11 protein-coding genes are annotated in these 11,905 nt (G+C 64.4%); 5 read left to right on the forward strand and 6 right to left on the reverse strand.

Annotated features, from left to right (window positions below; all coding sequences use genetic code 11):
* Positions 1 to 5 precede the first annotated feature (5 nt).
* The 3 genes from MTX35_RS21695 to MTX35_RS21705 form a co-directional block, all read right to left on the reverse strand.
* Positions 6 to 1,151, reverse strand: coding sequence for an acyl-CoA dehydrogenase family protein (locus MTX35_RS21695; protein ID WP_374230343.1), 1,146 nt, complete (start codon positions 1,149 to 1,151; stop codon positions 6 to 8).
* A 69-nt stretch (positions 1,152 to 1,220) separates the two neighbouring features.
* The gene (locus MTX35_RS21700; RefSeq protein ID WP_243596960.1) at positions 1,221 to 2,042 is read right to left on the reverse strand and encodes an SDR family oxidoreductase; all 822 of its coding nucleotides are present in this window, start codon (positions 2,040 to 2,042) and stop codon (positions 1,221 to 1,223) included.
* Positions 2,043 to 2,114: 72 nt separating this feature from the next.
* Positions 2,115 to 2,969, reverse strand: coding sequence for a sulfurtransferase (locus MTX35_RS21705; protein ID WP_243596961.1), 855 nt, complete (start codon positions 2,967 to 2,969; stop codon positions 2,115 to 2,117).
* Between the two features lie 65 nt (positions 2,970 to 3,034).
* On the opposite strand from MTX35_RS21705, the gene MTX35_RS21710 reads away from it, so the two are divergent.
* Entirely contained in the window at positions 3,035 to 4,180 is a 1,146-nt protein-coding gene (locus MTX35_RS21710) for an NADH:flavin oxidoreductase (protein ID WP_308198159.1), read from the forward strand.
* Positions 4,181 to 4,213: 33 nt separating this feature from the next.
* Here the strand turns inward: MTX35_RS21710 and MTX35_RS21715 are convergent, their stop codons facing one another.
* Positions 4,214 to 6,484: a DUF222 domain-containing protein gene (locus MTX35_RS21715; RefSeq protein WP_243596962.1), complete on the reverse strand. Its 2,271-nt coding sequence runs from the start codon at positions 6,482 to 6,484 to the stop codon at positions 4,214 to 4,216.
* A 143-nt stretch (positions 6,485 to 6,627) separates the two neighbouring features.
* Here MTX35_RS21715 and MTX35_RS21720 point away from each other — a divergent pair, with 143 nt between their 5' ends.
* The gene (locus MTX35_RS21720; RefSeq protein ID WP_243596963.1) at positions 6,628 to 6,900 is read left to right on the forward strand and encodes a hypothetical protein; all 273 of its coding nucleotides are present in this window, start codon (positions 6,628 to 6,630) and stop codon (positions 6,898 to 6,900) included.
* Here MTX35_RS21720 and MTX35_RS21725 read toward each other — a convergent pair.
* Positions 6,897 to 7,673 carry an IclR family transcriptional regulator gene (locus MTX35_RS21725; RefSeq protein ID WP_243596964.1) on the reverse strand — a complete coding sequence of 259 codons (777 nt, stop codon included), beginning with the start codon at positions 7,671 to 7,673 and terminating at the stop codon, positions 6,897 to 6,899. The genes MTX35_RS21720 and MTX35_RS21725 overlap by 4 nt on opposite strands.
* 143 nt (positions 7,674 to 7,816) lie before the next feature.
* Between MTX35_RS21725 and MTX35_RS21730 the strand changes: the two genes are divergently transcribed.
* Together MTX35_RS21730 and MTX35_RS21735 are read left to right on the forward strand one after the other, a co-directional pair.
* Positions 7,817 to 8,578, forward strand: coding sequence for a CoA transferase subunit A (locus tag MTX35_RS21730; protein ID WP_243596965.1), 762 nt, complete (start codon positions 7,817 to 7,819; stop codon positions 8,576 to 8,578).
* Positions 8,575 to 9,216: a 3-oxoacid CoA-transferase subunit B gene (locus MTX35_RS21735; protein ID WP_243596966.1), complete on the forward strand. Its 642-nt coding sequence runs from the start codon at positions 8,575 to 8,577 to the stop codon at positions 9,214 to 9,216. Before MTX35_RS21730 ends, MTX35_RS21735 begins: the two co-directional genes overlap by 4 nt.
* A gap of 53 nt (positions 9,217 to 9,269) precedes the next feature.
* Here MTX35_RS21735 and MTX35_RS21740 read toward each other — a convergent pair whose 3' ends face one another.
* Positions 9,270 to 10,118, reverse strand: coding sequence for an aldo/keto reductase (locus tag MTX35_RS21740; protein WP_243596967.1), 849 nt, complete (start codon positions 10,116 to 10,118; stop codon positions 9,270 to 9,272).
* A 54-nt stretch (positions 10,119 to 10,172) separates the two neighbouring features.
* Between MTX35_RS21740 and MTX35_RS21745 the strand changes: the two genes are divergently transcribed.
* Positions 10,173 to 11,846, forward strand: coding sequence for a phospholipase D-like domain-containing protein (locus tag MTX35_RS21745; protein WP_243596968.1), 1,674 nt, complete (start codon positions 10,173 to 10,175; stop codon positions 11,844 to 11,846).
* Positions 11,847 to 11,905 lie beyond the last annotated feature (59 nt).

An 11,905-nucleotide genomic window follows, 5' to 3' on the forward strand; every position in this document is an offset into this window, starting at 1 on the left:
AACGTTCAGAGGTACTTCTTCAGCTCCATTTTCGCGATCGACATCTTGTGCACCTCGTCGGGACCGTCGGCCAGACGCAGGGTGCGGATGTGGGCATACATCATCGCGAGCGGGAAGTCGTTGGACACTCCGCCGCCGCCGTGGACCTGGATGGCACGGTCGATGATCTTCAGCGCCATCTCCGGTGCCGCAACCTTGATGGCTGCGATCTCGGTGCGCGCTTCCTTGTTCCCGACGGTGTCCATCAGGTATGCAGCTTTGAACGTGAGCAGTCGCGTCTTCTCGATCTCGATGCGCGCCTCGGCGATCCAGTCCTGAATGTTCGAGCGCATCGCCACCGGCTTGCCGAACGTCACTCGCGATGCCGCACGGCGACACAGCAATTCGAGCGCACGTTCGGCCACACCGATGGTGCGCATAGCGTGATGGATACGGCCGGGCCCCAAGCGAGCCTGGCTGATGGCGAAGCCCTCACCCGGTCCCTTCAGCACGTCCTTCGCGGGCACTCGAACATCCTCGAAGAGCACCTCGGCGTGGCCCTCGCGATCGATGTAGCCGAAAACCGGCAGGTTGCGCAGAACGGTGACCCCGGGCGCGTCGATGGGCACCACCAGCATCGATTGCTGACGGTGCGTGGCCGCCTCGGGATCGGTCTTGCCCATGACGATGAGCACCTTGCAGTTCTTGTGCATCGCATTGGACGTCCACCACTTGCGTCCGTTGAGGATGAAGTCGTCACCGTCGCGGTCCATCTTCATCGCGATGTTCGTGGCGTCGGAGCTGGCCACGTCGGGTTCGGTCATCGCGAATGCCGAGCGAATGGTGCCGTCCAGCAACGGCTTCAAGTACTTCTCTTTGTGCTCGTCGGTGCCGAAGAGGGTGAACACCTCCATGTTGCCGGTGTCCGGTGCGTTGCAGTTGCATGCCTCCGGAGCGAGCAGGCTGCGGCCCATGATCTCGGCGAGCGGCGCGTATTCGAGGTTGGTCAGACCTGGACCCCACTCCGGATGCGGGTGGAACAGATTCCACAGACCCCGCGACCGGGCTTCCTTCTTCAGGTCCTCGAGGATCGGCGGATGGAAGTGCGGGTCTCCGGCTTCGAGCATCTGTTGCTCGTACACCGCCTCGGCCGGATAGACGTGAGAGTCCATGAACTCCAACAGATCCGACTCGTACTTCTTCGCACGGTCGGAGGTCTCGAAAAATGCCACAGTGGGCCCCTATCGGTTGTTGTCGAGCAAGCTGTCCTGGTAGCGACGCATGCCGCGCAACCACCGGTCGTAGTCGGCACCCTTGTTGCGGTACATGTCCAGTACGTTCTCGTGCGGCAGGATGAGGAACTGCTCGCGGTCCATGGCGTCGAGCACGACATCGGCGACATCGAGCGGTTCGAGTACGGCCCCGGCGCTCAGCACTGCCGCAGTTGCTGCCGCTCCCAACGCATCTCCGGATTCGCGTCCCTCGTAGAGCAGTTTGGTGTTGACGCCCATCGGGCACAGGCAGCTGACGCGAATACCCCGATTGCCGTAGGTGACGTTGAGCCACTCGGCGAATCCGACTGCCGCGTGTTTGGTCGTCGCGTACGTCGCCGAACCAATCTGAGTGAGCAGACCGGCCGCAGACGCAGTGCTGACGAAGTAGCCCTCACCGCGCTCGAGCCAACCCGGCACCAACAGTTGCGCTGCGCGGATGTGGGCGCGCACATTGATGTCGAACGAGAGGTCCCAGTCCTGCTCTGCGGCGTCGAGTCCGGGTGCGCCGCTGATGCCCGCGTTGGCGAAGTAGAGGTCGACGGGTCCGAACGAATCCTCGGCCAGACTGATCAGCCGTCGGATGTCGTCGGTGTTCGACGCGTCCGCTGCCGCAGCGACGGCCGTTCCAGGCCGGTCTCGTTCGATGGCGTCGGCCACGGATCGGGCGGTGGTCTCGTCGACGTCGGAGACGACGACGCGCGCGCCGTGCTCGGAGAGTCGAGCGGCGATGGCACCGCCGATTCCGCCACCACCGCCGGTGACGATGGCGACTTTGCCTGCAACCTTCATGCCCCAGGTATAGTTGAAGTCAGATTCAAGTTCAACCCTGGTTGCATGAACACACTGGTCAAAGGGTGTTCTCTATGCCCGGGGACGCGTCGGATCGGTGATCCACCCCGACCACGAGCCCGGATACAGCGCAGCATCGATGCCCACCAACTCGAGCGCGAGAATCTGATGAGCGGCAGTCACCCCGGATCCGCAGTAGACGGCGACGTCCTTTCCCTCCGGCACAAGTCCACCAAATGTGCCATTGAGTACCTCGGGTGCCAGGAACCGCCCGTCCGCGTCGACGTTCTCGGTCGTCGGTCGATTGACCGCGCCCGGGATGTGACCGGCCACGGGATCCACCGGCTCCACTTCCCCGCGAAATCGTTCGGCTGCCCGGGCATCGAGCAGGATGTTGTTCTGCGCGAACTCGAGCACGTCGTCGACATCGAGAACGCGTGCGAGGGACGGCTTGGCGGTGAACGATCCGGCCGCGACGATCGACGGTTCAGTACCGGTTGAGAACCCGGCCGCGACCCACTCGGCGAGGCCACCGTCGAGCACGCGCACGTCCGCATGGCCGAAGTAGCGCAGCAACCACCACGCCCGCGCCGCGGCTGTCGCCGGGCCTGCGTCGTAGACCACCACGGACGAGTCGTCGTTCACCCCTGCGCCGCGCATCGCTGCGACGAAGGTCTCCTCGTCGGGTAGCGGATGCCGGCCACGGTCATCTGGGTCGTTCCTGCTGGCTCCACTCCCGTCATCCGCCGGTGCCGCCAATTCCGTGCCGAGGTCGACGAATTGCGCAGTCGGGATGTGCCCCGCCTCGTAACCTGCTCTGTCGCTTCCGTTCTGGAGGGTCCACCGTATGTCCAGGACCACTGGGCCACGTCCCATCTCGAAGAGGTCGTGCAATTCGGCGGCAGAGATCAGCGGAGAAGGGCTCATAAGGCTCCGACGCTAACAGCCCTGTGCCGGGAATAGCCCGGTGTTCGGGCAGGTTGTGCGCAGGCGTGACCGAAACTGCATCCACAACAGAGCATCTGTCCACCGCCGGGCTCTTCGAGCCGTTCGAGGTCAAGTCGCTGAAGCTGCGCAATCGCTTCGCCATGGCCCCGATGACGCGTGCCTTCTCACCCGACGGCATACCCGGCCCGGACGTGGCCGAGTACTACCGCAAACGTGCGGCAGGTGGCACGGGCCTCATCATCACCGAGGGCACCTACATCCCCGATCCCGCTGCGGGCCCCCACACCCGCGTCCCGAGGATCTACGGTGACGCCAGCCTCGAAGGCTGGAAAGGTGTCGTCGACGCCGTGCACGCCGAGGGCAGCGCGATCATCCCGCAGCTGTGGCACCTCGGCGTCGAGCGCGGCACCGAGCCTCGCCTCTTTCCGGACGTCACCACGGTCAGTCCGTCCGGTATCGCACTCGACGGCTCTTCGGTGGGTCGGGCGTTCACCGAAGCAGACCTCGATGAACTCACCTCGCAGTGGGTGCAGGCCGCGGTCAACGCGAAGAACACCGGCTTCGACGGCCTCGAACTGCATGGCGCACACGGGTATCTGCTCGACGAATTTCTCTGGGCCACAACCAATGTGCGCGACGACGAGTTCGGCGGCTCTCTCGAAGCTCGGACTCGCTTCCCCGCGCAGGTCGTTGCCGCGATTCGTGCGGCCGTCGGCGAGGACTTCGCCATCGTGTACCGATTCTCACAGTGGAAGAGCAATCACTTCGACGCTCGGATCGCACAGAACCCCGAAGAGCTCGGACGCGTCCTGACGCCGCTGGTCGACGCCGGAGTGGATGTGTTGCACGCCTCGACCCGACGCCACTGGGATCCGGCGTTCCCCGAGCTGGACGGCAACGACGGAAAGCTCGGCTTGGCCGGGTGGACCCGCAAGCTCACCGGTGTCCCGACGATCACCGTCGGATCTGTCGGCCTCGATTCGGTGTTCACGTCGGCATGGTCGGAGGACGCCGCATCCGGCGTCACCGGGCTCGACGCACTGGTCGGTCAGTTCGAGGACAACGAATTCGATCTGGTGGCCGTCGGACGTGCACTGCTGTCCGACCCGGATTGGGTGAACAAGGTGGGCGACGGCCGCGTGGACGAGCGCATCGAATTCACGCGCGACCACATTCAGCACTTGGTCTGACGGAGCGAGCCCAGGGATTCACGGCAGCATCGCCTAGAACGGCGGTGCTGCCGTGTCGTCTGTCTCGGGTTGTTCGTTGTCGGGTGGGTCGGGGTAGGCGATGATGCCGGATCGTCTGGGTTTGGTGGGGATGTGTGGTCTCAGGTCGTTGCCGAGGATGGGTACTGCGGTGCCATTGGCGGGCAGCGTGATTCGGGTGGTCTTCGAGACGGAGGTCCACAGGATCGCCCCGCCGGGGAGCATGACGGCTGTCCAGTAGCCGGCGGTTTTGACGGTGTGGTGGAACTCGCACAGGCATTGCAGGTTGTTGACGGTGGTCCAGCCGCCGCCGAGTGGGTTGGTGTGGTCGAAGGGATTGATGTGGTCGAGTTGGCAGCGTGCGGCGGGGCGGTGGCAGCCGGGGAATCGGCAGTGGCGGTCGCGGAGCCGGACTGCTGCGGTGGTGAGGGCGTCGGGCCGGTAGATCAGGGCTTGGTCGGTCAGCGGGTCGCGTGCGACGGACTTTCCGAGGGTGGGTTCGGCGGCGATCGCGGCTTCCAGGGCTGCGGCGAGGGAGGCGTTGCCGAGATAGATACCTGAAGGTGTGCGGCCTGCAGTGTGGATCGTCGGTTGGTTGCGCCGGATTGCGGAGGGCAGGGCGAGGGCAGAGCTGTGCCGTGTGCCCCGGCCGACGGGGGTGTGGGTGCAGAACAGAGCTGCGGCAGAGGTCAGTGATCCCAGCCGACGCGAGCATGGGTTGTCGGCAGCGGCAGCCGCGCCTGTTTCTGGCGCTGGGCCTCCGGCTGACGCCGGAGCGGATGATGCTGCCCCGAATGGTGTTGTGGACGGGCGTGATTCCGAACAGCTCGACGCGATGCCAGGTGCCGGCGATGCCTGTTGCCCAGGTGATCGTGAAGCTGACGCGGGTTCGGGCCGTGCAGCTGCCTCAGGGCCGGTGGTCGACGTTGCCTCCGCTAGCGGGTCGGTCGCTGGTGCCGTAGCGGGTGTTGCTGGGTGCTTCCGGACAGAATCGGCGGCACCTGGGCGGGGAGTTGCCGACGGGTCGGCCCCGGCATCGCCAGTCTCGTCGACCTCATCTGACGGTGCTTCCGGTGCAGCTGGTGCCGGTGTCGACGTGTTGCCCGATGCAGGTGCAGGTGAACTGGCCGAGGTCGGTTCGGTCGAGGAATCTGTCTCCTCCCCCGAATCCGTAGCCGACCCCATTCCCTCAGCAGCATCAGCAGCCGAATCCACGTCTGCGCCTGCGTCTGCGTTGACGCCGGCGTTGGCGTCTGCGTCTGCGTTGACGTTGACGCCTGCATCAATGTCGGCTTCCGTTGATGTTCCCGTCTCTGGTCCGGTTGCAGCCCTTGCCCTCTCGCCGTCCGAGCGTCGTTCCCATTCCCCGGTTTCCGGGTTCTGCACAGCCAGGCCCAACTTCTCGGCGAGGGTGACTGCTTCGGTGAGCAGGATCTGCCACTGACTGTTACGGGCCAGCTCTCGGGCGAGATCAGGATCGATCGAACCATGACCGGCCAGATACGCGGGGTCGGCGAGCAGTCCGATGAGGGTGGCGATGTCGACGGTAACCATCGTCAACGGAACCCGGCGATCCGGCAATGCCGCATCCTTTTTCGGGCAGTCATCACGTTGGCACAGGCATGCCAACCGGGATTCGCCGTGCATGCGCGCCATGAACGCATCACACAGGCGATCTTGTTTGCCTCGGGGGTCTTTCGGGCAGAGCGTGTCGGCCATCTCCTCGAGCAGCTGCCAGGCCGCCGCCGCCTCGGGTGCGGTCAATTCCGCTCGAATCCGCGCCAACTCACCGGCCGGGCTGTAGGAAACATGGCGGAATCGTTTCGCGAACTCTCGTAGTGCTGCCGCTTCCTCCGGCGCGACCCGCAGCACTATGTCCCAGATCTCCTTCTCCAACGGACCGGGCGAATTACGTTGCGCTGCTTCGACGATCTCGTCCTCGACCAACCTGACGATCTCGTCGGGGAGGTTGTCGAGGATCCGGCACACCGTCCGCACTCGCGGGAGGTCGATCTCGCCGGCCTCGAATGCTTTCTTCACCAGAGGAAGCCGGGTATGTAAGGCAACGCCGACGGACACATACGATTCGGCGACGGTGGCGGAGCAACCCAACGCGGTTGCCATTTCGGTGCGTCCGTATCGGCTGTAGTGCTTGTACTTGGTGTCGTGGGTGATCCAGCTCCGATGGACGTTGTAGCAGGCGGAGATCTTGCGGAACGCGTGACGATTCTCTGCGCGTGCGGCAGCGGTCAACGCCTCCAACGACACAGTCGGTACTGCACCCATCATTTTCACCCCCCGGTGAGCCGAAACAAGAACGCCTGTTCGAACTGAAAGAACAGTAACCCGAGCCACCGACAGAAACGGAGAATGCAGATTCGAGGTAGCTGACCTGCCACTATCCACTGAATCGTTCTACACTCCACTTCATGACCGAGCCCGATTCCACAGCGGCCGAGCTGGCTGCGTTGCGCGCCCAGGCAAACGAAGGCAATCAGGATGCACTCGACCAGTTGGTCGAACTCGCAGGCTCTCGAAACGACCTCGACGAACTGCGCTCCCTCGCCGACGCAGGCAGTACCGATGCCGTCGACATCCTGGTCGAACTGGCCGGCGAACGCGGCGATCGAGTGGAGCTGCAGAGGTTGGCCACCGCAGGCAGCCAGGACGCCGCGGACATCCTGGCGGAGCTCGACAGCTAAGCGGGACGCTCTCCCAGTTGCACGGTGAGTCGATGTGCCGCGTCGAGCAGCAGCTTGCCCAACTCCCGGCGTCGATCGTCGCGGAATCGCGTCTCGACTCCGGTCAGGCTCAGTGCCCACGCCGGCTTGTCGGCGCGATCGAACACGGCGGCACCGAGTCCCCAACTGCCCTCCACGAGCAGCGCCGGATTGACGGCGAATCCTGTGGTGCGGGTATGCGCTATCCGCCTGCGAATCTCGACGGCGGCGTGGCTCTCTCCCCACTCCGGCACCAGGTTCACGCCATCGAGATACTCGTCGACCTCCCGATCCGGTAGGTGCGCAAGAATGGCCAACCCTGCAGACGCCACTCCGAGCGGCAACCGAATTCCCTCGTACAGAACGTGCGAGCGCAATGGGAAACTTCCCTCCACTCGAAGCAAGCACACCGTCTCCGCCCCACGCCGGGCCGACAGAAACGCACTCTCGCCGCTCTCGGTAGCCAACGCCTGCACTATCTTTCGTGCTTGGTCGGTGATGTCGTACCGCAGTGCCGCCATCGATCCCAGCAGATAGATCTCCGGGCCCAGCGACCAACGACCGGTACCGGCGTCACGATCCACGAATCCCTGTTCCGCAAGCGTGGACAACAAGCGATGTGCGGTGGGTCGAGCAATACCGGCCGCCTTCGCAAGTGCAGTGGTCGAGGCCCCCGACGGCTCCTCGCTTCCCGCTGCGCGCAGCAACGAGCAGATCTTGCCGATCACACTTGCGTTGGCATCCAGTGACGTCACCCGGCCATTCTACGTCCACTCACTGGACGCCAAATCCCCAACCGTTCATCGAACGAGCAAAACACAGCATTTGCTTCACCGAAATACACAGCTCAGGTTCACTGAGTACAACGTTTGCTCACCGAACACATCAGGAGCTGCAAGTGACTGGAAAGACCTATGCGTCCGCCGCCGAGGCGGTCGCGGACATCGGCCGAGGAGCGACCATCGCGGTCGGCGGATTCGGGCTGTGCGGCATCCCCGACGCCCTCATCGACGCCATCGCCAACACCGACGCCGACGAGCTCGAAGTGTTCTCCAACAACTGCGGCGTCGACGGCTACGGCCTCGGAATTCTGTTGGCCGCCGGACGCATTCGCCGAGTCACCGCCTCGTACGTCGGAGAGAACAAGGAGTTCGCCCGGCAGTATCTCGCCGGCGAGCTCGAGGTCGAGCTGACCCCGCAAGGCACACTCGCCGAACGACTGCGCGCCGGCGGCAACGGGGTTCCCGCATTCTTCACACCCGCCGGGGTCGGCAGCCCCATCGCCGACGGCGGAATGCCGTGGCGCTACGACCCCGACGGCTCGGTATCGATCGCGTCACCGCCCAAGGAGACCCGGGTGTTCGGCGACAAGCGCTACGTTCTCGAAGAGTCGATCAACGCCGACTTCGCACTGGTACACGCCGAAACTGGCGACACAGCAGGCAATCTCGTCTTCGACAAGACCGCGATGAACTTCAACCCCCTCGCCGCAATGGCAGGCAAGATCACCATCGCGCAGGTCGAGAACCTCGTCGAGCCAGGCGAGCTGGACCCAGCCCACGTACATCTTCCCGGAGTGTTCGTCCAACGCATCGTCCACACCGGGCCACAGGACAAGCGCATCGAAAAGCGCACCGTCACCTCAGGAGATCGAGCATGAGCACAGGATGGACCCGCGACCAGATGGCCGAACGCGCCGCAGCAGAGATGATCGACGGCGAATACGTCAACCTAGGCATCGGACTGCCCACGTTGATTCCGGGGTATCTGACCGACGCCGTCAAGGTCACTCTGCACTCGGAGAACGGCATCCTCGGCACGGGGCCCTACCCCACCGAGGACGAGGTCGACGCCAACCTCATCAACGCAGGTAAAGAAACTGTCACCGTCAATCCCGGTGCCGCATACTTCGACTCGTCGCTGAGCTTCGGCATGATCCGAGGCGGACACATCGACACCGCGGTGCTCGGCGGCATGCAGGTCTCCCGCACCGGCGACCTCGCCAACTGGATGGTGCCCGGCAAGATGGTCAAGGGCATGGGCGGCGCGATGGACCTCGTCCACGGAGCCCGACGCGTCATCGTCGTCATGGAACACACCGACCGCGACGGCAATCCCAAGATTCTCGACGCCTGCACGCTTCCGCTCACCGGCCAAGGCGTCGTGAATCGCATCATCACCAACCTCGCCGTCATCGACGTGGTCGGCGACGGCACCCTCGCACTGGCCGAACTCGCACCCGGCGTGACCACCGAGCAGGTCACCGCGGCAACAGGATCCGAGCTCACGATCACGTGACACGACTGTGGGCTCGAACGTGATGAACACGTTCGAGCCCACAGGGTTTCGCGCTAGTCGGGAATCATGTCGAAGGTGTCCGGGTTCGGGCCGTTACGGCCCTGCTCCCCCTTGTCCAGTGCCGTGATGGCATCGACATCGGCCGAGCTGAGCTCGAAGTCGAAGATCTCGAAGTTCGCCTTGACACGCTCCGGCGTCACCGACTTCGGGAAGATGATGTTGCCCCGCTGAATGTGCCAGCGAAGCACCACCTGCGCAACGGATTTGCCTGCTGCGTCGGCGATTCGCTGCAGTTCGGGATCGTCGAGGACGTTGCCCTGAGCGATCGGCGACCACGCCTCGGTGGGAATGGCGTGTTCGCGGCCGTAGGCCCACACGTCGTGGTTGACGAAGTACGGGTGTACCTCGATCTGGTTCACCGCAGGGACCGTATCGGTCTCCTCCGCGAGGCGATCGAGGTGCGCGGGCTGAAAGTTGGAGACACCGATGTTGCGGGCGCGGCCGTCGGCGGCGAACTCCTCCAACGTCTTCCACGTGGACACGAAGTCGCCGTCGTAGCGGGTGGGCAGCGGCCAGTGGATGAGGAAGAGATCGACGTAGTCGGTCCCGAGGTCGCTGAGCGTCTTGTCGAACGCCGAGCGCGCGTCGTCGGGCCGGTGGAAACCGTTGTTGAGCTTGCTGGTGACGAATACCGATTCGCGGTCGATGCCGGAGTTGCGGATGCCCTCACCGACCTGCTTCTCGTTGCCGTACATCTCCGCGGTGTCGATGTGTCGGTAGCCGATCTCGAGCGCCGTCTCGACGGCCTTCGCGGTCTCGTCAGCGTCGATTTGGAAGACGCCGAAACCGAGCTGGGGAATCTGCTTGCCGTTTCTGAGCGTGACGTTGGGTACCTGAGTCATATCGCCGGGGTGCCCGCCCACTCGCGCCTTCAAACCGGGTGAAATGATGCGTGCGTGATAGTGCAGCGCATCCGGCGCGTCGTCGATGGAGTTGCCGAGAAATTCGGCCGGTCCACCTCCGCTCTGATTGCTCCCGAGCGCCATTTCGACCCGGCGCACCCGTGGTTCCTCACCGCACCCGAGCGGGGAAACGACGACACCCGAATTTCGGCGTGGACGGAGGGCAACCGCGTCGAGAATCTGGTGCACGGCAAAACCTACTTCGCTGCACTTGCACGAGCCCTGGAGCAGACCGAGCGTGACGATCTGGTGCTCTTCACCGACTGGCGCGGGGACCCGGAGCAACTGCTCACCGACGACGGAGTGACCGTCGAAGATGCCCTTACCTCCGTCGCGCACCGCGGCGGCGTCGTCAAGGGCATGGTGTGGCGCTCCCACATGGAGACCCTTGGTTTCACCGGCCCGAAGAATCGCAAGCTCGCGCTGCGGCTGGAGGAGGCGGGCGGCGAGGTCGTTCTCGACCAACGCGTGCTGGTCACCGGAAGCCACCACCAGAAGTTCGTCGTCGTGCGGTACGGCAGGAAAGATCTGCCCGACGTCGCGTTCGTCGGTGGCATCGACCTGGCCCGTGCTCGACGCGACGACGCCGATCACTTCGGTGATCCGGTCTCACGTCCTTTCCCGCCCGAGTACGGCGAGATTCCAGCCTGGCACGACGTGCAGGTGCAGATCGAAGGCCCGGCGGTGCGAGACGTGGAGGACGTCTTCCGCGAACGCTGGGAAGATCCCGCTGCGCTCTCGCGCCTTCCGTGGCACGCCATCCCCGACTTCCTACGGGGAGTGACACGCGAACCGTCGGAACTCCCTCCGGCAGCTGCAGCCCCGGAGCCGCAGGGCACGTGCTCGGTGCAGTTGCTGCGCACCTATCCCCGCCGACGCCCCGCCTACCCGTTCGCCACGAAGGGCGAGCGCAGCGCTGCCCGCGCCTACGCCAAGGCCCTGAATCGCGCCACCGAGTTGATCTACATCGAGGATCAGTACCTGTGGTCGGTCGACGTCGCTCGGGTTTTCGCTTCGGCACTGAAGCGCAAGCCGAACCTGAAGCTGGTGGTGGTGGTTCCCAAGCATCTGGACGACGACAGCCCACTCACCATTCCCTCGGCGCTGCTGGGACACTCGGCTGCGCTCGAGGTAATTCGCGCGGCCGGCGGTGATCGCGTACTGGTACTCGACATCGAAAACGACCGTGGCGTACCGGTATACGTGCATGCCAAGGTCTGCATCATCGACGACGTGTGGACCGCAGTGGGATCGGACAACTTCAATCGCCGCTCCTGGACCCATGATTCGGAATTGACCGCAGCAATCATCGACGAAGCCCACGACACGCGGGAACCTCTCGACCCCGCAGGATTGGGCGACGGTGCCCGCACCCATGCCCGCAACCTGCGCTTGGAGCTCATTCGCGAACACCTCGGCCGGGCCGACGGTGACGACGCAGACCTGGTGGATCCGCAACAGTTCTTCGACGTGATCTCCGCCAGCGTGACCGCACTCGACAACTGGCACCGAAACCCGTCCTCCGGACCACGTCCCGTGGGACGGCTTCGCCTACACGAGATCTCGGTGCCGCCCGTCTGGCAACAGCGACTCGCATCACTCGCCTACCGGTTGTTCGTCGACCCCGACGGCCGTCCCATCGGAATGCGCCTGCGTCGTCGATTCTGAAGACATCCTCGACCGGCCCTGTCCCGCCCTGTCCGTTTCGGACCTTACAAATCGGGCAT

Origin of the sequence: Rhodococcus sp. ARC_M12 (assembly GCF_022810385.1) — a bacterium.
GTDB classification, from domain to species: domain Bacteria; phylum Actinomycetota; class Actinomycetes; order Mycobacteriales; family Mycobacteriaceae; genus Rhodococcoides; species Rhodococcoides navarretei.

What these genes read in the sequence shown, in the direction of transcription:
- MTX35_RS21715 (WP_243596962.1), bottom strand. Translation starts at nt 6,484, where the DNA reads ATGGGTGCAGTACCGACTGTGTCGTTGGAGGCGTTGACCGCTGCCGCA.
- MTX35_RS21720 (WP_243596963.1), top strand. Translation starts at nt 6,628, where the DNA reads ATGACCGAGCCCGATTCCACAGCGGCCGAGCTGGCTGCGTTGCGCGCC.
- MTX35_RS21695 (WP_374230343.1), bottom strand. Translation starts at nt 1,151, where the DNA reads ATGGACTCTCACGTCTATCCGGCCGAGGCGGTGTACGAGCAACAGATG.
- MTX35_RS21735 (WP_243596966.1), top strand. Translation starts at nt 8,575, where the DNA reads ATGAGCACAGGATGGACCCGCGACCAGATGGCCGAACGCGCCGCAGCA.
- MTX35_RS21700 (WP_243596960.1), bottom strand. Translation starts at nt 2,042, where the DNA reads ATGAAGGTTGCAGGCAAAGTCGCCATCGTCACCGGCGGTGGTGGCGGA.
- MTX35_RS21705 (WP_243596961.1), bottom strand. Translation starts at nt 2,969, where the DNA reads ATGAGCCCTTCTCCGCTGATCTCTGCCGCCGAATTGCACGACCTCTTC.
- MTX35_RS21740 (WP_243596967.1), bottom strand. Translation starts at nt 10,118, where the DNA reads ATGACTCAGGTACCCAACGTCACGCTCAGAAACGGCAAGCAGATTCCC.